17 protein-coding genes and 1 other RNA gene are annotated in these 18,472 nt (G+C 67.0%); 8 read left to right on the top strand and 10 right to left on the bottom strand.

Translation table 11 applies throughout. The annotated features are described in order from the left end of the window. Nucleotides 1-11 precede the first annotated feature (11 nt). The 10 genes from KVT39_RS15440 to ffs form a co-directional block, all read right to left on the bottom strand. The gene (locus KVT39_RS15440; RefSeq protein WP_034181277.1) at nucleotides 12-788 is read right to left on the bottom strand and encodes a 3'-5' exonuclease; all 777 of its coding nucleotides are present in this window, start codon (nucleotides 786-788) and stop codon (nucleotides 12-14) included. A 3-nt stretch (nucleotides 789-791) separates the two neighbouring features. Continuing rightward, entirely contained in the window at nucleotides 792-1,880 is a 1,089-nt protein-coding gene (rpoS, locus tag KVT39_RS15435) for an RNA polymerase sigma factor RpoS (protein ID WP_034181276.1), read from the bottom strand. Nucleotides 1,881-1,891: 11 nt separating this feature from the next. Further along, nucleotides 1,892-2,794: a peptidoglycan DD-metalloendopeptidase family protein gene (locus tag KVT39_RS15430; protein WP_034181275.1), complete on the bottom strand. Its 903-nt coding sequence runs from the start codon at nucleotides 2,792-2,794 to the stop codon at nucleotides 1,892-1,894. 5 nt (nucleotides 2,795-2,799) lie between these two features. Then, nucleotides 2,800-3,732 carry a protein-L-isoaspartate(D-aspartate) O-methyltransferase gene (locus KVT39_RS15425; protein ID WP_034181397.1) on the bottom strand — a complete coding sequence of 311 codons (933 nt, stop codon included), beginning with the start codon at nucleotides 3,730-3,732 and terminating at the stop codon, nucleotides 2,800-2,802. Continuing rightward, nucleotides 3,729-4,490, bottom strand: coding sequence for a 5'/3'-nucleotidase SurE (gene surE / locus KVT39_RS15420; RefSeq protein ID WP_034181274.1), 762 nt, complete (start codon nucleotides 4,488-4,490; stop codon nucleotides 3,729-3,731). The genes KVT39_RS15425 and surE overlap by 4 nt, the downstream gene beginning before the upstream one ends. A gap of 106 nt (nucleotides 4,491-4,596) precedes the next feature. After that, nucleotides 4,597-5,802, bottom strand: a complete 1,206-nt coding sequence (locus tag KVT39_RS15415; RefSeq protein WP_105392274.1) for a CaiB/BaiF CoA-transferase family protein — start codon at nucleotides 5,800-5,802, stop codon at nucleotides 4,597-4,599. A 48-nt stretch (nucleotides 5,803-5,850) separates the two neighbouring features. Then, a complete protein-coding gene (gene recR / locus KVT39_RS15410) occupies nucleotides 5,851-6,447 on the bottom strand; it encodes a recombination mediator RecR (protein WP_175750315.1) in 597 nt (198 codons plus the stop codon). Nucleotides 6,448-6,478: 31 nt separating this feature from the next. Next, nucleotides 6,479-6,805, bottom strand: coding sequence for a YbaB/EbfC family nucleoid-associated protein (locus tag KVT39_RS15405; protein ID WP_006482124.1), 327 nt, complete (start codon nucleotides 6,803-6,805; stop codon nucleotides 6,479-6,481). A gap of 98 nt (nucleotides 6,806-6,903) precedes the next feature. Continuing rightward, nucleotides 6,904-9,252: a DNA polymerase III subunit gamma/tau gene (locus KVT39_RS15400; RefSeq protein ID WP_217589495.1), complete on the bottom strand. Its 2,349-nt coding sequence runs from the start codon at nucleotides 9,250-9,252 to the stop codon at nucleotides 6,904-6,906. 127 nt (nucleotides 9,253-9,379) lie between these two features. Then, nucleotides 9,380-9,478: signal recognition particle sRNA small type (gene ffs, locus KVT39_RS15395), an RNA gene on the bottom strand. Nucleotides 9,479-9,867: 389 nt separating this feature from the next. Between ffs and trxA the strand changes: the two genes are divergently transcribed. The 8 genes from trxA to KVT39_RS15355 all read left to right on the top strand — a co-directional run bounded on the left by trxA (nucleotide 9,868) and on the right by KVT39_RS15355 (nucleotide 18,466). Beyond that, nucleotides 9,868-10,194: a thioredoxin TrxA gene (trxA, locus tag KVT39_RS15390; protein WP_006402348.1), complete on the top strand. Its 327-nt coding sequence runs from the start codon at nucleotides 9,868-9,870 to the stop codon at nucleotides 10,192-10,194. A 194-nt stretch (nucleotides 10,195-10,388) separates the two neighbouring features. After that, nucleotides 10,389-11,651 (top strand): transcription termination factor Rho, encoded by a 1,263-nt coding sequence (gene rho / locus KVT39_RS15385; protein ID WP_006478662.1) that lies wholly within the window; start codon nucleotides 10,389-10,391, stop codon nucleotides 11,649-11,651. A gap of 132 nt (nucleotides 11,652-11,783) precedes the next feature. Next, on the top strand, nucleotides 11,784-12,284 hold the full coding sequence (locus tag KVT39_RS15380; RefSeq protein ID WP_131947883.1) for a MerR family transcriptional regulator: 501 nt from the start codon (nucleotides 11,784-11,786) through the stop codon (nucleotides 12,282-12,284). Then, the gene (locus KVT39_RS15375) at nucleotides 12,281-13,837 is read left to right on the top strand and encodes an MFS transporter (RefSeq protein WP_217589494.1); all 1,557 of its coding nucleotides are present in this window, start codon (nucleotides 12,281-12,283) and stop codon (nucleotides 13,835-13,837) included. The genes KVT39_RS15380 and KVT39_RS15375 overlap by 4 nt, the downstream gene beginning before the upstream one ends. 38 nt (nucleotides 13,838-13,875) lie before the next feature. Then, entirely contained in the window at nucleotides 13,876-14,709 is an 834-nt protein-coding gene (locus tag KVT39_RS15370; protein WP_131947881.1) for a zinc-dependent peptidase, read from the top strand. A gap of 157 nt (nucleotides 14,710-14,866) precedes the next feature. Continuing rightward, nucleotides 14,867-15,127: a type B 50S ribosomal protein L31 gene (locus tag KVT39_RS15365; RefSeq protein ID WP_006753671.1), complete on the top strand. Its 261-nt coding sequence runs from the start codon at nucleotides 14,867-14,869 to the stop codon at nucleotides 15,125-15,127. A 145-nt stretch (nucleotides 15,128-15,272) separates the two neighbouring features. After that, on the top strand, nucleotides 15,273-17,105 hold the full coding sequence (locus KVT39_RS15360; protein WP_105392279.1) for a glycosyltransferase family 39 protein: 1,833 nt from the start codon (nucleotides 15,273-15,275) through the stop codon (nucleotides 17,103-17,105). Between the two features lie 2 nt (nucleotides 17,106-17,107). Then, nucleotides 17,108-18,466 carry an MATE family efflux transporter gene (locus KVT39_RS15355; protein ID WP_105392280.1) on the top strand — a complete coding sequence of 453 codons (1,359 nt, stop codon included), beginning with the start codon at nucleotides 17,108-17,110 and terminating at the stop codon, nucleotides 18,464-18,466. The last annotated feature ends 6 nt before the right edge of the window (nucleotides 18,467-18,472 follow it).

Below are 18,472 nucleotides of genomic sequence, written 5' to 3'. Positions count from 1 at the left end.
GCCCGCCCGCGCTACGCGGCGAAGCCGGCCAGGTATTCGGCCCAGTGCGACGCCGGTTCCTGCGCGAGCGCGTTCTTCACGAGCAGGATCTCGTCCGCATACTCGCTCTGCGTCAGGCCGCCGCGCATCAGCTGGAACCGGCAATACAGCAGGTACGTATTGACGACGTCGGTCTCGCAATAATTGCGAATTTCCTCGATCCGCCCGTCCTGGAACGCCGGCCACACCTGGCTGCCGTCCATCCCGAGCTTGCCCGGAAAGCCGCACATCTTCGCGAGCGCGTCGAGCGGCGCGTTCGCGCGCGCCTGATACATCGCGAGCACATCCATCAGGTCGGTATGCCGCGAGTGATAGCGCGAGATGTAGTTGTTCCACTTGAACTCGCGGTCGTCCTCGCCGAGATCCCAATAGCGGGTCGCGGGGATGCCGTGTACGAGCGCGCGGTAATGGAGCACCGGCAGATCGAAGCCGCCGCCATTCCACGACACGAGCTGCGGCGTGTATTTCTCGATCACGCGGTAAAACGACTGGATCAGCGTCGCTTCGTTGTCCTGCGGCGTGCCGAGCGAGCGGACGCGAAAGCCGTTGTTGTCGCGGAACACGCACGAGATCGCCGCAATGCGCTGCAGGTGATGCGGCAGGAAATCGCCGCCGGTCTTCTCGCGCCGTGCGGCGAACGCATGTTCGGCCACGGCGGCATCGTCGAGCGTCGCCGGCAGGTCTTCCAGACGGCGAATGCCGTCGACATCGGGAATCGTCTCGATGTCAAAAACAAGAATCGGAGTCATCGGTTACAGAACGGCGTCCTTGCGCACGCCGTTGGAGGCGAAAAACCGCTTGAGGCGCACCAGCGCTTCCTGCTGGATCTGCCGCACGCGCTCGCGCGTGAGCCCCATCTCGTCGGCGAGCTCTTCGAGCGTCGCCGGTTCGATGTGGTTCAGGCCGAAGCGGCGCTCGATCACGTGCCGATGCTTGTCGGACAGCCGCGACAGCCACGCGCGCGTCAGCGTCTCGAGCTCGCGGTGCTGCACCTCGGCGTCGGGCGACTGGCTCTGGTCGTCGGGCAGCAGGTCGAGCAGGCTGCTCGCGGGATCGAGGTCGAGCGGCGCGTCGAGCGACGCCGTGTGCTCGTTGAGCGCGAGGATGTCGGTGACTTCCTCGGCGGTCTTGCCGGTGAGATAGGCGATGTCGTCGATGCTGGCTTCGCGGCGCTCGGCCGCCTCGCCCGTCGACATCGAATTCTTTTCGAGGTGGCGCTTCGCGCGCAGCACCTGGTTCAGTTCGCGGATCACGTGCACGGGCAGGCGCACCGTGCGGGCCTGGTTCATGATCGCCCGCTCGATGCTCTGCCGGATCCACCAGGTCGCATAGGTCGAGAAACGGAAACCGCGCGTCGGGTCGAATTTCTCGATCGCGTGCATCAGGCCGAGGTTGCCCTCCTCGATCAGGTCGAGCAGCGGCACGCCGCGGTTCAGATACCCCTTGGCGATGCTGACGACGAGACGCAGGTTGCGCTCGATCATCACCTGCCGCGCCTCGAATTCGCCGGCCTTGGCGAGCCGGGAATAGCGCTGCTCTTCCTCGACGGTCAGCAGCGGCTTCACGCTGATGCGGTTCAGGTAATGCTGGATCGTGTCGGCCGTGAGCTCGGCCTGCAGCAGCGTGCGGAAATCGTCGACGTCGGGCGCGGCTTCCGCGCGGCCTTCGCGCTCGTCGTCGCCACCGTCCGCCTCGGCGTCGCGCGCCTCGAGATCTCGTTCGTTTTCCGCGACGTCGTCGTCATCGTCCGTCGAAGCGCCAGCTCGCCCCGCCGATGCTTGCGTGGCACGACTGATCTTCTCAGACTCGGCTTGCGGCTCGTGGCGCTTCGATTTCGGCATGGTCGTCTCGGTTATTGAGGCGGCAAATACTTCAGCGGATCGACAGGCTTACCCTGCCGGCGAACCTCGAAATGCAGCATCACGCGGTCGGCATCGCTATTACCCATCTCGGCGATCTTCTGCCCCTTCGTTACCGCGTCCCCCTCTTTTACCATCAAAGCGCGATTGTGTGCATACGCCGTGAGGTAAGTTGCATCGTGTTTGATGATAATGAGGTTGCCGTAGCCACGCAGGCCGTTGCCCGAGTAGACGACGCGGCCGTCGGCCGCCGCCTTCACGGCCTCGCCGGCCGTGCCGCCGATGTTGACACCCTTGTTCTTCGCGTCATCGAACCCGTTCAGCACCGGGCCGCGCGCGGGCCACGCGAACGTCACGGGGCCGCTCGGGGCCGCCGCCGTATCGCTCGACCCGGTGGCCGCAGCCGGCGGCGTTGCGAGCGTGGACGACGTGCCGGCGGCCGGCGTCGCGGGACCGCTGCTGAGCGGCGCAGTCGCGACGGCGGCGCCCGCGATCGGAGCGGCGGCCGGTACGCCCGCAGCCGGTACGCCCGCAACCGCAGCGCCGCCCGGCGGCGCAACGCGCAGCAACTGGTCGACTTCGATCTGGTTCGGGTTCGTCAGGTTGTTCCACGACGCGATGTCGCGATAGTTCTGCCCGTTCTCGAGCGCGATCCGGTACAGCGTGTCGCCCGGCTTCACCCGGTAGTAACCCGGCGGCGGCGGCCCGAGCGGCACCGCGGGCTGCGCGGCGGCCGTCGTGCCGAGCGACCCGGAGCGGTCGACGACGGGCGCGTTGTCGAGCCGCGTCGCACAGGCGGCCAGTAGCGTGGAGAACGCAGCCACACAGATCGCGCGCTGGGCGAACGTGAGCGGTTCCCTGGATCGGTTGTTTTGCATCGCGCGCAACATACTCATCGGTTTCAAATCACTCCGGATTTTAAAGGGACAAAGAAAACGCGATCAAGCCGGGACTCTCGCCATTGCGCGTGCGCGACGCGCTCGACGAGCGTGAGCACCTGGTGCTGCCCGCTCTGCGCGCCGACCGGCGCGACGAGCCGCCCGCCGATCGCAAGCTGCTCGAGCAGCGCCTGCGGCACGTCGAGCCCCGCCGCCGCGATCACGATCGCGTCGAACGGGGCCGCGGACGGCAGGCCGACACGCCCGTCGCCGTAGTGCAGACGGATGTTCGGCACGCGCAGCGGGCGCAGGTTCAGCTTCGCGCGCTCGTAGAGCGGCTTGATGCGTTCAATCGAATACACGTCGCGTGCCACGTGGCTCAGCACGGCGGCCTGGTAGCCGCAGCCCGTGCCGATCTCGAGGACGCGCTCGAGCGTGCGGCCGGCCATCGCGAGCTCGATCATGCGCGCGACGACCGACGGCTTTGAAATTGTTTGCTGATGGCCGATCGGCAACGCCGAATCTTCATAGGCCTGCGTCGCAAGCCCAGGATCCACGAACATGTGGCGCGGCACCGCGGCCATCGCATCCAGCACGCGCGCGTCGGTCACGCCGTTCGCGCGCAGCCGTTCGACCATCCGCTCGCGCACGCGTTCCGACGTGAGCGCGAACGCGCCGGCCGGCGCGACGCTCGGCGCGGCCGGCTTCGGCAGCGCAGGCTTCGACGCGGTCGGCTTCGGCGCGGTCGCAGGCTTCGCGGCGGCGGAACCGGACAGCGGCGCCCGCCCGGCAGCCGGCTTTACCGCAACCGGTTTCAGCACGGCTGCGGGCTTGTCGGCGGCCTTCGGCACCGCGACCGCCGCATGGCGTTCGCCGGCCCGACCTTCCGATTTGCGTGGCGCTCGCTTGAGATCTTCGAGCGCGAGCGGGAACCGCTTCGCGCGCTCGCCGCTCATGAAGCCCGCCCTCCGGCGCGCGCCCATTCGCGCGTCGCGGGCAGCATCTGCGTATGCGTGAGGTCGAGCTGCAGCGGCGTGATCGACACGAAACCGTTTGCGACGGCGTGGAAATCGGTGCCCTCGCTCGCGTCCAGCGCCGCGCCCGCCGCCCCGATCCAGTAGACCGGCTCGCCGCGCGGGTCGGTCTGGCGAATCACCGGCTGCGACGGATGACGCTTGCCGAGGCGCGTGACCTTCCAGCCCTTCAGTTCGTCGTAAGGCAGGTTCGGAATATTGACGTTCAGCAGCGGCTGACCCGGCAGCGGATTCGCGAGGAAGTGCTCGACGATTTCCGCGGCGACGCGCGCGGCGTCCGCCAGATGGGTCCAGCCCTTGTCGGCCAGCGAGAATGCGATGGCGGGAACGCCGAACATGATGCCTTCGGTGGCCGCTGCAACTGTCCCCGAATAGAGCGTGTCTTCGCCCATGTTCTGGCCGTTGTTGATCCCCGACACGACGAGGTCAGGCTTCGCGTCGGCCATCCCCGTCAACGCGACGTGCACCGAATCGGTCGGCGTGCCGTTCACGTAGAAGAAACCCGTACCCGTCGCGCGCTGCACCGACAGCGGCCGCCACAACGTGAGGGAATTCGATGCGCCGCTGCAGTTCTGCTCGGGCGCGATCACCGTGAGTTCGGCCAGCGGCTGCAGCGCTTCGCCGAGCGCGGCGAGACCGGGGGCGAGATAGCCGTCGTCGTTGCTGAGTAGGATTCGCATCCGGCGATTGTAACCGAGGAAAGATGGCGCGAGAGCGACAGTCCGGCGGCCGCGGACGGGCGATTGCGCACGGTGCGCCGCCGCATCGAGCGGCGGCGTTCTGCGTTCAGATCGCGCCCGCGTCGCGCAGTGCGGCAATCGCCTGCGCGTCGTAGCCGAGGCCGCGCAGCACCTCGTCCGTATGCTCGCCGAGCTCGGGCCCGAGCCAGCGCGTTTCGCCCGGTGTGTCCGACAGCTTCGGCGTGATGTTCGGCAGCGGAATGTCGGTGCCGTCGGCGAGCTTGAAGCGCTGGATCATCTGCCGCGCGACGAACTGCGGATCGGTGAACATGTCCGCTGCGCTGTAGATGCGCCCGGCCGGCACGTCGGCCGCATTGAGCACGACAAGCGCATCGTCGATCGTGCGCGGCGCGAGCCACTCGGCAATCGCGTCGTCGATTTCCTGCGTACGCGGCACGCGCCCGTCGTTGCGCGCGAGCGCGGGATCGTCGGCGAGGTCGTCGCGCTCGATCGCCTTCATCAGCCGCTTGAAGATCGGGTCGCTGTTGCCGCCGATCACGATGCTGCCGTCGCGGCACGCATAGGTATTAGACGGAACGATGCCCGGCAGCGACGCGCCGGTGCGCTCGCGCACCATCCCGTACACGCCGTATTCGGGCACCACGCTTTCCATCATGTTGAATACGGCTTCATACAGTGCAACGTCGACCACCTGCCCCGCGCCGCCGTTGACCTTGCGGTGATGGAGCGCCATCAGCGCGCCGATCACGCCGTGCAGCGCGGCGATCGAATCGCCGATCGAGATGCCGATGCGCGGCGGCGGCAGGTCGGGATAACCGGTAATGTGGCGCAGCCCGCCCATCGATTCGGCGATCGCGCCGAAGCCGGGCCGGTCGCGGTACGGGCCCGTCTGCCCGTAGCCGGACAGGCGCACCATCACGAGGCCCGGGTTGTCGGCCGACAGCACGTCGTAACCGAGCCCGAGCTTTTCGAGCAGGCCCGGACGGAAGTTCTCGATCACGATGTCGGCCTCGCCCGCGAGCTGCCGCGCGATGGCCTTGCCGGCATCGGATTTCAGGTTGAGCGTGACCGATTTCTTGTTGCGCGCCTGGACGGACCACCACAGCGACGTGCCGCCCTGCTCCGGATGGAGCTTGCGCCACTTGCGCAGCGGGTCGCCACCGTTCGGATCCTCGATCTTGATCACTTCCGCGCCGAATTCGGCGAACAGCCGCGACGCGAACGGCCCCGCGATCAGCGTTCCGAATTCGAGCACTTTGACGCCCGCGAGCGGGCCCTGGCTGGTGCTCATGTGTCTCCCTGGCATGAGGAACGGCGCCGCCGGCAGGCGGCGCCCGGCTTACATCGTGCGGCGGTCGAGCATCGCGCGGGCGATGGTGCCCGCGTCGACGTATTCGAGCTCGCCACCCACCGGCACGCCGCGCGCGAGGCGCGTGACCGCGAGGCCGCGCGCCTTCAGCGTCTGGCCGAGGTAGTGCGCGGTGGCTTCGCCCTCGTTCGTGAAGTTGGTCGCGAGCACGACTTCCTTCACGATTCCGTCGGATGCGCGCCGCACGAGGCGGTCGAAATGGATTTCCTTCGGACCGATCCCGTCGAGCGGGCTCAGTCGTCCCATCAGCACGAAATACAGCCCGCGGTAAGTCATCGTCTGCTCGAGCATGATCTGGTCGGCAGGCGTCTCGACGACGCACAGCAGCGTCGGATCACGCTCTTCGTCGCTGCAGACCTCGCAGATCTGCTCTTCGGTGAACGTGTTGCACTTCTCGCAGTGCTGCAGGTGCTCGGTCGCGAACAGCAGCGACCGGCCGAGCCGCTCCGCGCCCTCGCGGTCGTGCTGCATCAGGTGGACCGCCATGCGCTGCGCGGATTTCGGCCCGACGCCGGGCAGCACGCGCAGTGCTTCGACGAGAGCGGACAGGGCGGACGGCTGTTTCATACGGCGGCAAACAGTGGCAAGGACGCCGCGCTCAGAACGGCAGCTTGAAACCCGGGGGCAGCGGCAGGCCCGACGTCATGCCGCTCATCTTTTCCTGCGACGTCGCTTCGGCCTTGCGCACGGCGTCGTTGAACGCAGCCGCGACGAGATCCTCGAGCATGTCCTTGTCGTCCGCGAGCAGGCTCGGGTCGATCGACACGCGACGCACTTCGTTGCGGCATGTCATCGTCACCTTGACGAGGCCCGCCCCCGACTGCCCTTCGACTTCGATCAGCGCAAGCTGCTCCTGCATCTTCTTCATGTTTTCCTGCATTTGCTGCGCTTGCTTCATCAGTCCGGCGAGGTTGCCTTTCAACATGGGAATACTCCTTCTTTCTTGATCGTGTGAAAACCGGCACGCCGAGCGTGCCGGCCAGTGTGTGCGGGCGTGATTGTGCCTGTCGCGGTGCGGTCAGTTCAATGCAGCGTCGGCGGCGGGCCGTCCGGCGCCGAATCGGCGAGCGGACGCACCGAGCCCTCGACGATGCGCGCACCGAAGTCGCGCACGAGCTGCTGGACGAACGGGTCGCCGTGAATCTCCTGCTCGGCCTCGCGCTGGCGCGCCGCGCGCGCGGCCGCATCGAGCGCCGCCGCCGTGCGTCGTGCAGGCCCGACCTCGACCGCCACTTCGACCGGCTTGCCGAGCGCATCGGCCAGCGCGGCCTTCAGCTTCGCGACCTGCGCGGCGTCCGCATACTGCGGCACCGGCACGGAAAGTTTCAATGTCGTCGCATCGACGGCCGTCAGTTCGCTGTTGAACGCGAGCTGGTATGCGACGCCCTTGAGCGGCAGCCGCGCGGCCAGCGCCGGCCATTCGCCGTCGAAACCGACCGGATCGAGCGCGATCGCGGGCGGCAACGGCCGCGTGTCGACCGGTGCGGCCGGACGCGCTTCCGCCAGCTGCCGCGCCACGCGCACATCGTCGGGACCGCTGTCGAACACGGGAACGAAGCCATCGTCGGGCCCGCCGAACATCTCGTCGGCGCTGAGCGGCACGTAGTCGTCCGGCGGGATGTCCTCCCACGGCGGCGAAGCCTGGCGCGAATCGGCCGCCTGCGGCGCACGGGCGGCAGCGCGCGGCGTCGGCACCTGCACGGCTGGACGCGGCGCGGCCGGCTTCTCGGCGGCCGGCTGGACCGCCGGCTTCGGGGCAGTGCCTACCCGCGCACGGTCGGACGACACGCGCATCCCTGCGTTGCGCAGCACGTCGAGCGCGGCGGCGGCACCGCCTGCGCGCGATGCCGGACGCGCGGCGGGCTCGGGCGGCGCAGCGCGCGGCACCGGTTCGGCCGGCGCAGCCGGTTCGTCGTTTCGTTGCGCAACGGCAGCGGCGGCAGGTGGCTCGGGTTCCTTGCTGGCCGGCGGCGGCATATCGCCGGCCGGCGCCGCATTCGCTTCCGACTGCGGCGCCTCGACAACTTGTGCATCAACCGGAGCCGGCGTGGATGCCTGAGCCGCAGCCGGCTTCACGGCCGGCCGGCTCGCTTCGGCGCCGGACTGCGCCGGCGCTGAACGCACGACCGGCGCAACGGGGGCAGCCGGTGCGGCAGCCTGCGGACGCACTGCGTCGGCGGCGGCAGCCAGTACCGGCTTCGCCGCAGCGGCCGAAGCCGCGGCAGCGCGCGGGCCCGGCACTGCACGCGGCACGGACGGCTGACCGCCCGGCGCACTGCCGGCGGCAACGGCCGGCTCGAACGCGAGCATCCGCAGCAGCGTCATCGTGAAACCGGCGTATTCGTCCGGCGCGAGGCCGAGCTCCGCGCGGCCGACCGTCGCGATCTGATAGAACAGCTGAACCTGCTCGGGACTCAGCGTCTCCGCGAAGCGGCGCAGGTCGGACGCTTCCGGCCATTCGTCGAGCACCGAGCCCGGCGCGAACTGCGCCCACGCAATCCGGTGCAGCAGGCTCGCGAGATCCTGCAATGCGGTCGAGAACGACAGGCTGCGCAGCGACATCTCGTCGGCAATCGCGAGGATTTCCGGGCCGCCGCCGGCCGCGAGCGCGTCGAGCAGGCGCACCATGTAAGTCTGGTCGAGCGCGCCGAGCATGCCCGACACGGCCGACTCGGTCACCTCGTTCGCCGAATAGGCGATCGCCTGGTCGGTGAGCGACAGCGCGTCGCGCATGCTGCCCTGCGCGGCACGCGCGAGCAGGCGCAGCGCCTGCGGCTCGAACGTGATCTGCTCTTCGCCGAGGATCCGTTCGAGATGCGACACGATGTGCCCGGCCGGCATCTGCTTCAGGTTGAACTGCAGGCAGCGCGACAGCACGGTGACGGGAATTTTCTGCGGATCGGTCGTCGCGAGGATGAACTTGACGTGCGGCGGCGGCTCTTCGAGCGTCTTCAGCATCGCGTTGAACGCGTGGTTCGTCAGCATGTGCACTTCGTCGATCATGTAGACCTTGAAGCGCGCATCGACGGGCGCGTACACCGCGCGCTCGAGCAGCGCGGCCATCTCGTCGACGCCGCGGTTGCTCGCGGCATCCATCTCGACGTAATCGACGAAACGCCCCTCGTCGATCTCGCGACAGGCACGGCACACGCCGCACGGCTGCGACGTGACGCCGGTTTCACAGTTGAGTGCCTTCGCGAAGATCCGCGACAGCGTCGTCTTGCCGACACCGCGGGTTCCGGTAAACAGATAGGCGTGATGGAGACGCCCGCCGTCGAGCGCGTGCGTAAGCGCCCTGACGACGTGCTCCTGGCCGACGAGCGAAGCGAAATCCTTCGGACGCCACTTGCGTGCGAGAACTTGATAGGTCATCGGGAAATTGTATCAGTAACGCTGCGTTGCGCCGACACGCGAAACGGTGCGAAAGACGGGCAAAGTGCAGGTAAAACGGAGTGTGACGCGGAAATAAAAAACGCCCTGCGAATGGGGCGAGAAGGAAGGTGACGAGCCCGACCCTCGGCACTGGCGGAAAACGATTGTGGCTGCTTCGTTCCCGACCTGACCAGGTTCACCGCCCCACCATGCGAGGAGGCCCGTCACGGCATATTCTATCACCGCTTGCGGATGAATGCGACCGTTTGTTCGCACCAATGCGAACAACCCTGCCAGCCGGCGCGTGTCCGGCGCCCGGAATCGCTACATATATGCCACCCCCTTGTAATTCGCGAGCCGGCCTCCACCTGCAGGGCACAACGGTCGAACGTCGCGTCGTACCCCTACTCGCGTAGCGGCTACTATCGCTGCCCGCAGCAGATAGCAATTTAGGCTAATATGACGCCCGAACGACCCGCGAGCCGCGGCATGCAGCGCTTACGCCCCTCCTTTCCGGGAGCGGAGTGACCTGCCGCAGCGGCCGGCAGCCTACGGCGGCCGGTACGCCGCAACGCGCAAGCAGGCAGTCCCCGAACCGTAAGAGGTATTGACCCAATGAGCGAACAGATCAAACACATCAGCGACGCATCGTTCGAACAGGACGTCGTCAAGTCCGACAAGCCCGTGCTCGTCGATTTCTGGGCCGAATGGTGCGGCCCGTGCAAAATGATCGCCCCGATCCTCGACGAAGTCGCGAAGGACTACGGCGACAAGCTGCAGATCGCAAAGATCAACGTCGACGACAACCAGGCCACGCCCGCGAAGTTCGGCGTGCGCGGCATCCCGACGCTGATCCTGTTCAAGAACGGCGCGGCCGCCGCGCAGAAGGTCGGCGCGCTGTCGAAGTCGCAGCTCACCGCATTCCTGGACAGCCACCTGTAATACCGGCAGTTCCGCGGACGTGTTGTCAACCGGCAACACGTCCGTCGTCAAGCCGCCGATCGGCCGCTCAAGCGCGAATCGGCCTATGCTAGAATTAAAAAACGTCTACAAGACGCATTTAAGTCTCTGAGCGCTTCCGCTCGCCCTCCTCCCTTATTTCTTTCGTCGCTTCTCCTCCCTGGCGGGTTCTCCGTATGCATTTATCCGAGCTCAAGTCTCTGCACGTGTCCGAACTGATCGAAATGGCCAATGGCCTCGAGATCGAAAACGCGAACCGCCTGCGCAAGCAGGAGTTGATGTTCGCCATTCTTAAAAAGCGCGCCAAGACGGGAGAGACGATCTTCGGCGACGGTACGCTCGAAGTGCTGCCGGACGGCTTCGGCTTCCTGCGCTCGCCGGAAATGTCGTACCTCGCGAGCACCGACGACATCTATATCAGCCCGTCGCAGATCCGCCGCTTCAACCTGCACACCGGCGACACCATCGAAGGTGAAGTCCGCACGCCGAAGGACGGCGAGCGCTACTTCGCGCTGGTGAAGGTCGACAAAGTCAACGGGCAGCCGCCCGAGGCCTCGAAACACAAGATCATGTTCGAGAACCTCACGCCGCTGCACCCGAACAAGCCGCTGTCGCTCGAGCGCGAAATGCGCGGCGAGGAAAACGTCACGGGCCGCATCATCGACATGATCGCGCCGATCGGCAAGGGCCAGCGCGGCCTGCTCGTCGCGTCGCCGAAGTCGGGCAAGACCGTGATGCTCCAGCACATCGCACACGCGATCAAGCAGAACCACCCGGACGTGATCCTGTTCGTGCTGCTGATCGACGAGCGCCCCGAAGAAGTGACGGAAATGCAGCGCTCGGTCGCCGGCGAAGTGATCGCATCGACGTTCGACGAACCGGCCACGCGCCACGTCCAGGTCGCCGAAATGGTGATCGAGAAGGCCAAGCGCCTCGTCGAAATGAAGCACGACGTCGTGATCCTGCTCGACTCGATCACGCGCCTCGCACGCGCATACAACACCGTGATCCCGGCATCGGGCAAGGTGCTGACGGGCGGTGTCGACGCGAACGCGCTGCAGCGTCCGAAACGCTTCTTCGGTGCTGCGCGCAACATCGAGGAAGGCGGCTCGCTGACGATCATCGGCACCGCGCTGATCGAAACCGGCAGCCGCATGGACGACGTGATCTACGAAGAGTTCAAGGGCACCGGCAACATGGAAGTGCACCTCGAGCGCCGCCTCGCGGAAAAGCGCGTGTATCCGTCGATCAACCTGAACAAGTCGGGCACGCGTCGCGAGGAAATGCTGATCAAGCCCGAGATCCTTCAAAAGATCTGGGTGTTGCGCAAGTTCATCCACGACATGGACGAAGTCGAGGCAATGGAATTCCTGCTCGACAAGATCCGCCAGACGAAGAGCAACTCCGAGTTCTTCGATCTGATGCGCCGCGGCGGCTGATCGCCCCGCCCCGCAACGAACGGCCGCCCGCGCATCCTGCCCGGCGGCCGTTTTTCGGTCTCAACCTGAACGTGAACGTACAGGTTGATCTATAATCGCGGCATCGCCCCGACCGACTCTCCCCGCCACCCGATGCCGAACAACGCCTCCACCCCGCTGCTGACCGTGAGCGACGCCGCATCGCGGCTCGGCGTCACGCCGCGCACGCTGAAGTATTACGAAGAGCGCGGGCTCGTCACGCCGTCGCGCAGCGAAGGCCGCTACCGCCTCTACGACGAAGCCGATCTCGAACGTTTCGCGCGCATCCTGCGGCTGCGTGCGCTCGGCTTCTCGCTGCATGGCATCACCGAAATGCTGAAGCGCCCGCTGGAAGAAACGGGCGACGGCCGGCGCCGCTATTCGGATGCGTCGCTGCGCGACATCCGCACCGGCCTCGCCGAGCAGATCGACACGCTCGACCGGCGAATCGCGGCCGTCCAGCGCGAACTGAAGGAAGCCGTCGCGCTGCGCAAGGAACTGCAGCACGACATCGACTACGTCGAGCGGCGTCTCGCCGGCGAAAACCCCGATGCGCTGATCGCGCAGCGGCGGGCCGAAGCCGGCGCGCGGCGCACGCGCAAGGATCGCGAATGAACGCGGTGCCCGGCCGCTCGCCGCTGTGGAGCCGTGCGAACCTGCGCGCGGACCTGCTCCCGTGGGCGCTCGCACTCGTCACCGGCATCGACTACTTCGACAACGCGGTCTTCTCGTTCTTCGCGAGCTACATCGCGGGCGGCATCAACGCATCGCCCGACGAACTCGTGTGGTCGTCGAGCGCGTACGCGGTCACGGCCGTACTCGGCATCCTGCAGCAGCAATGGTGGGTCGACCGGCTCGGGCATCGCCGCTACGTTGCGGGCTGCATGCTGATGTTCTCGTTCGGTGCGATCGCGGCCGCGCTTGCCGACACGTCGCTGGAACTCGCGTTCGCGCGTGGTTTCCAGGGCTATTTCATCGGCCCGATGATGGGCGCGTGCCGGATCCTGATCCAGATCAGCTTCAAGCCGCAGGAACGGCCGCCCGCGACGCGCGCGTTCCTGATCCTGATCCTGCTCGGCAGTGCGCTCGCGCCGATCGTCGGCGGGCTGCTCGTCGCGTATTCGACATGGCGCGCGCTGTTCGCGTGCACGGCGCCCGCCGGCATCGCGTTCGCGATCCTTGCGCTGCTCACGCTGCCCGATTCGGGCCGGACACCCGACGACGAACGCGGCTCCGGACACTTCTGGCCGTATGTCGTGTTCGCGCTCGCGCAAGGCGCACTGCAGATCGTGCTGCAGCAGGTGCATTACCAGCTCTACAGCGGCTCGCCGATGCTGATCCTGCTGACGATCGCGGGGATCGGCGCACTCGCATGGTTCGCGTATCACCAGTGGCATCACCCGACGCCGCTCGTGCGGCTGCATGCGTTCCGCGAGCGGACGTTCCAGGTCGGGCTGCTGCTCTACATGTTCTATTACTACGAGACGACGGGCTTCAGTTACCTGACATCGCGGTTTCTCGAAGGCGGGCTCGGCTATCCGGTCGAGAACGCCGGGCGCCTGGTCGGCACGATGTCGCTGATTTCGGCCACGGCGCTGTTCGCGTACCTGCGCTACGCGAAATTCGTCACGCACAAGAAGTGGTTCGTCGTGCCGGGGTTCGCGATCGCCGTCACGGCCGCGCTGTGGATGACACGGATGACGCCGCAGGTCGGCGAAGCCGCGCTGATCGTCCCGCTGCTGCTGCGCGGGCTGCTGCTGCTCTTCATCGTGCTGCCGGTGGCCAACCTGACGTTCCGGATCTTCGCGATCGACGAGTACACGCACGGCTACCGGCTGAAGAACATCGTGCGGCAACTGACGATCTCGTTCGCGACGTCGTCGGTGATCATCGTCGAGCAGCATCGCGTGGCCGTGCACCAGACGCGGCTCGTCGAGCGCGCGAACGTGTTCGACCCGATGTTCCAGCAGACCGTCGACGCCCTGACGCGCAGCTATGCGGCCGCCGGGCATGCGCTGAACGAAGCGCACGGTCTCGCGATCGCCGCCATCGCCCGCATGGTCGCGCAACAAGCGTCGTTCCTCGCGTCGCTCGACGGTTTTTACTTCCTGGCGGGCGTCGCGCTCGTCGGCGGCCTCTTCGCGGCATGGCAAAAAGAGATCGATTGAGTTAAAAGACAGGCTTTGGATTTCCGTCCGCAGCCTCCATGCTATCGAAACTGACCCGCTGGTTCGACGACCGCCGCCGCGACCGCGCGCTGCGCAGCCACCCGATCCCCGACGCGCTGTGGCAGGACACCGTCGAGCGCCTGCCGTTCCTCGCGACGCTGTCGCCCGATGCGCTCGGCCGGCTGCGCGAGCTGACGAGCCTGTTCATCGCGAAGAAATCGTTTTCGACCGCGCACGGGCTCGAACTGACCGACGCGATGATCGTCGCGATCGCCGCGCAAGCCTGCCTGCCGGTATTGAATCTCGACCTGTCGCTGTACGACGGCTGGGTCGGCGTCGTCGTGTATCCGGGCGAATTCGTGATCCGCAAGACCGTGCAGGACGAGGACGGTGTCGTCCACGAGGTCGAGCAGGATGCGAGCGGCGAGGCATGGGAAGGCGGCCCCGTGATCCTGTCGTGGGAAGACGCGCAGATGACGGACGGCCATGACGCGTACAACGTCGTGATCCACGAGTTCGCGCACAAGATCGACATGGTCAACGGCGCGGCCGACGGCTATCCGCCCCTGTTTCGCCGCTGGCACGCGCCGCACCTCGACGCGCAGGCGTGGGCCGACGTGTTCGAACATGCGTACGACCAGTTCTGCGCGCGCGTCGACGCGGTGCCGGAGCGCGCGTGGGCGCGCTTCGAGCGGGAATCGCTGATCGATCCCTATGCGGCCGACCACCCGTCGGAATTCTTCGCAGTGTGCAGCGAGGCGCTGTTCGTGCGGCCGAAAGCGTTCGAGTCCGAATTTCCGGAGTTGTACCGGCTGCTCGCCCGCTATTACCGGCAGGATCCGGCCGGCACCGGCGCGCTCGACGCGCCGTGAAAATTATTCGTCAACCATCTGATTTTCTGGCATAATCGCCGCTTTTCGATCTTAGGCAAGTGGCTCGCGCCGGGCTTGGCGTCGTCTGGTATGCGCAATGTGCGCGCTCCGGCACGGCAAGCGGCGGGTTGGCTACCGCTCTCACCAAGGAAAGACCATGAAAGAAGGCATCCACCCGAACTACCGCGAAGTCGTCTTCCAAGACATGTCGAACGGCTTCAAGTTCATCACGCGCTCGACGATCCAGACGCGCGAAAACATCGAACTCGACGGCAAGACCTACCCGCTCGCCAAGATCGAAGTGTCGTCGGAATCGCACTCGTTCTACACGGGTCAGCAAAAGATCATGGACACGGCAGGCCGTGTCGAGAAGTTCAAGAACAAGTTCGGCGTACGCGCCAGCGGCAAGGCGAAGTAAGCTTCGCACCGCATCCGGTGGTTGCAACGCACCGGTATCGCACAAAAAGGGCAGCCCAGGCTGCCCTTTTTTGTCTCTGCTCGCCGGAAAAGCGCCGGCCGGCGTCCGGGCAACGACCTGACGCGCAGCAGCCGGCGCGTCTACAATGCCGGATGCTCGAAACCGGCTCGACCGCGCGCACCCGCGCCGGCCGCCTGCCCATAACAAAACGCTCATCTGCATGAAGCCTGTCGTCCGTCTCACCGCCTCCGCCACGCGTGCGCTGCCGCGCTGGCTACTGCTCACGCTCTGCTTCGTCTATGCCGCGTTCGGCCTGTTCGGCCGCGACCCGTGGAAGAACGAGGACGCGGCGGGCTTCGGCGTGATGTGGACGATGGCCAAGGGCGGCTGGCACGACTGGCTGCTGCCGAACCTCGTCGGCAAGTTCATCACGACCGACGGGCCGCTCGGCTACTGGCTCGGTGCGCTGTCGATCCGCGGCCTCGGCCCGTGGGTCGATGCGAGCAATGCGTCGCGCATCGATACGGGCGTGCTGTTCTGCGTCGCGTGCGCATTCGTCTGGTATGCGGCCTACCTGCTCGGCCGGCGCGCCGAGGTCCAACCGTTCAAGTACGCATTCGGCGGCGAGCCGGAACCGCGCGACTACGGCCGAACGCTCGCCGACGGCGCGCTGCTGGTCCTCGTCGCATGCTTCGGCCTCGCGGAACGCGGGCACGAGACGACGCCGCAGGTCGCCCAGTTCGCGTGGATCGCGATGCTCGTCTACGGGATCGTGCGCGGCATCGACAAGCCGATGCAGGGCGCGCTGTGGTGGGGCCTCGCGATCGGCCTCGTCGCGCTGTCCGGCAACCCGGTGCTGGTCGTCGCGCTGCTCGCCGGCACCGCCGCGCTGTGGCTCGTCACGCCCGAGATGCGCAACCTGCGGCTGCCGCTGGTCGGCGTGCCGCTCGCGGCCGCGATCTTCGCGCTGTGGCCGCTTGCCGCGTTCGTCGCGGCGCCCGACGACGCCGCGTGGTTCTTCAACCAGTGGATCCACGGCAGCCTGATGCGCTTTTCGGGCCCGCCGACCGCCGTGCTCGCGTATGCGGCGAAGAATCTGCCGCTGTTCACGTGGCCCGCGTGGCCGCTCGCGATCTGGGCGTGGTGGAGCTGGGCCGGCATGCGCCGCCGGGCGCACATCGCGATTCCGCTGTCGGTCGCCGTGCCGCTCGTCGCGCTCGTGATCCTGCAGAGCCAGCAGTCGAACCGCATGTACATGCTGCTGCTGCCGCCGCTCGCGGTGCTCGCGACGTTCGCGCTGCCGACCCTCAAGCGTGGCGCGATCAACGCGTTCGACTGGTTCGCGGTACTGAGCTTCACGATCCTCGGCACCTTCGTATGGCTCGTGTGGCTCGCGTCGCTCACGGGCTTCCCGCATCCGCTCGCGCGCAACCTCGCACGCCTCGTGCCGGGCTACGAACCGCATTTCAAGATCCTGTCGTTCATCTGCGCGGTGATCGTCACCGTGTGCTGGTGCGTGCTCGTGCGCTGGCGCGTCTCGCGGCAGCCGAAGGTGCTGTGGCGCAGCGTCGTGCTGTCGGGCGCCGGCACCACGCTGATGTGGGTGCTGCTGATGACGCTGTGGCTGCCGATCGTCAACTACGGCCGAACCTATCGCGATGTCGCGCAACAGATCGCGCTGCACCTGCCGTCCGACTACGAGTGCATCTCGCCGGTGCGGCTCGGCGATGCGCAGATCGCGACCTTCGCGTACTTCGGCAACATGCACTTCGATTTCTCCGGCGACTGCGACGTGATCCTGCGCCAGGACCGTTCCGACTTCGGCGAGCCGAGTGCGATGTCGCAATATGTGTGGCGTCTCGTGTGGGAAGGCCGCCGCGTCGCCGACCGCGACGAACGCTTCCGCCTGTACGAGCGCATCGAACGGCCGAAGACGCCCGTCAAGCGGCGCCCGCCGCGCCGCCAGGCGGCCGATTGACGATGTTCGGCGACATCCGCCGGATCGTCGGTCTCGCGTGGCCGGTGCTGGTCGGCCAGCTCGCGATCATCGCATTCGGCGTGATCGACACCGCAATGGTCGGCCGCTACTCGGCCACCGATCTCGCCGCGCTCGGGCTCGGCTCGTCGATCTACGTGTCGATCTACATCGGGCTGACGGGCATCCTGTCCGCGCTGCAGCCGATCACCGGGCAACTGTACGGCGCGCGACGCTATGCCGAGATCGGCGAGGAAGTCCGCCAGGCGCTGTGGCTCGCGCTGCTGCTCGCGATACCCGGCTTCCTGCTGCTGCATTTTCCCGAGCCGCTGCTGCACATCGCGCACACGCCCGCCGCGCTGCACGACCGCACCGTCGACTACCTGCGCATCCTGTCGTACGGGCTGCCCGCCAGCCTCGTCTTCCGCATCTACAACGCGCTGACCAACGCGGCCGGCAAGCCGCGGCTCGCGATGATCCTGCAGATCGGCGCGCTGCTGCTCAAGTTTCCGCTCAACGTGTGGTTCATCTTCGGCGGGTTCGGCGTGCCGGCGCTCGGCGGCCCCGGCTGCGGGCTGGCCAGCACGCTGATCAACTGGGCGCTCGCGCTGATCGGCTACACGCTGCTCGCGAAGCTCGACGTGTTCGCGCCGCTCGCGATCTTCTCGCGCTTCTGCTGGCCCGTCTGGGAGCGCCAGAAGGCAATCCTGAAACTCGGCGTGCCGATGGGCCTGTCATACCTGATCGAGGTCACGTCGTACACCTGCATGGCGCTGTTCATCGCGCAATTCGGCACGACGACGCTCGCCGGCCACCAGATCGCCGGCAACATCGGCGCGGTGCTGTACATGACACCGCTGTCGATCGGCGTGGCAGCCTCGACGCTGGTCGCGCGCGCGCTCGGCGCCGGACGCCCCGAAGAAGCACGGCTGCTCGGCCGGCACAGCGTGATGTTCGCGTGCGGCGTTGCCGCGACATACGGCGTGCTCGTATTCACGCTGCGCCCGCTGATCGTCGGCGGCTATACGCCGAACCCGGCCGTCGCCGCGGCCGCGCTGCCGCTCGTCGCGATCGTCGCGTGCTACCACGTGTTCGATGCGCTGCAGGTCACGTCGGCGTTCGTGCTGCGCGCGTACAAGGTCGCGATCGTGCCGACCGTGATCTATGCGGTCGCGCTGTGGGGCGTCGGACTCAGCGGCGGCTACGTGCTCGGCTTCGACGTCGGCGGCATCGCGCCCGCATGGCTGACGGGCGCGCGCGGCTTCTGGTTCGCGAACACCGTCAGCCTGATGCTCGCGGGCGCCGGGCTCGTGTTCTACCTGCGCCACGTAAGCCGCGCGCACGTATCGACTCAGCCGGCCTGACGCGCC

Origin of the sequence: Burkholderia sp. GbtcB21, from assembly GCF_019091065.1 — a bacterium.
In the GTDB taxonomy this organism is placed as follows: domain Bacteria; phylum Pseudomonadota; class Gammaproteobacteria; order Burkholderiales; family Burkholderiaceae; genus Burkholderia; species Burkholderia pyrrocinia_C.
The sequence above is the reverse complement of the archived record's forward strand: the minus strand, read 5'-3'. Positions and strand labels throughout refer to the sequence as shown.

Excerpts from the sequence above, each read along its gene's own strand:
- KVT39_RS15365 (WP_006753671.1), top strand. The coding sequence starts at position 14,867 with ATGAAAGAAGGCATCCACCCGAACTACCGCGAAGTCGTCTTCCAAGAC.
- KVT39_RS15400 (WP_217589495.1), bottom strand. The coding sequence starts at position 9,252 with ATGACCTATCAAGTTCTCGCACGCAAGTGGCGTCCGAAGGATTTCGCT.
- rpoS (WP_034181276.1), bottom strand. The coding sequence starts at position 1,880 with ATGCCGAAATCGAAGCGCCACGAGCCGCAAGCCGAGTCTGAGAAGATC.
- KVT39_RS15380 (WP_131947883.1), top strand. The coding sequence starts at position 11,784 with ATGCCGAACAACGCCTCCACCCCGCTGCTGACCGTGAGCGACGCCGCA.
- recR (WP_175750315.1), bottom strand. The coding sequence starts at position 6,447 with ATGAAACAGCCGTCCGCCCTGTCCGCTCTCGTCGAAGCACTGCGCGTG.
- KVT39_RS15440 (WP_034181277.1), bottom strand. The coding sequence starts at position 788 with ATGACTCCGATTCTTGTTTTTGACATCGAGACGATTCCCGATGTCGAC.
- trxA (WP_006402348.1), top strand. The coding sequence starts at position 9,868 with ATGAGCGAACAGATCAAACACATCAGCGACGCATCGTTCGAACAGGAC.
- KVT39_RS15430 (WP_034181275.1), bottom strand. The coding sequence starts at position 2,794 with ATGAGTATGTTGCGCGCGATGCAAAACAACCGATCCAGGGAACCGCTC.
- KVT39_RS15425 (WP_034181397.1), bottom strand. The coding sequence starts at position 3,732 with ATGAGCGGCGAGCGCGCGAAGCGGTTCCCGCTCGCGCTCGAAGATCTC.
- KVT39_RS15360 (WP_105392279.1), top strand. The coding sequence starts at position 15,273 with ATGCCGGATGCTCGAAACCGGCTCGACCGCGCGCACCCGCGCCGGCCG.
- surE (WP_034181274.1), bottom strand. The coding sequence starts at position 4,490 with ATGCGAATCCTACTCAGCAACGACGACGGCTATCTCGCCCCCGGTCTC.
- rho (WP_006478662.1), top strand. The coding sequence starts at position 10,389 with ATGCATTTATCCGAGCTCAAGTCTCTGCACGTGTCCGAACTGATCGAA.
- KVT39_RS15405 (WP_006482124.1), bottom strand. The coding sequence starts at position 6,805 with ATGTTGAAAGGCAACCTCGCCGGACTGATGAAGCAAGCGCAGCAAATG.
- KVT39_RS15375 (WP_217589494.1), top strand. The coding sequence starts at position 12,281 with ATGAACGCGGTGCCCGGCCGCTCGCCGCTGTGGAGCCGTGCGAACCTG.
- KVT39_RS15415 (WP_105392274.1), bottom strand. The coding sequence starts at position 5,802 with ATGAGCACCAGCCAGGGCCCGCTCGCGGGCGTCAAAGTGCTCGAATTC.
- KVT39_RS15370 (WP_131947881.1), top strand. The coding sequence starts at position 13,876 with ATGCTATCGAAACTGACCCGCTGGTTCGACGACCGCCGCCGCGACCGC.
- KVT39_RS15355 (WP_105392280.1), top strand. The coding sequence starts at position 17,108 with ATGTTCGGCGACATCCGCCGGATCGTCGGTCTCGCGTGGCCGGTGCTG.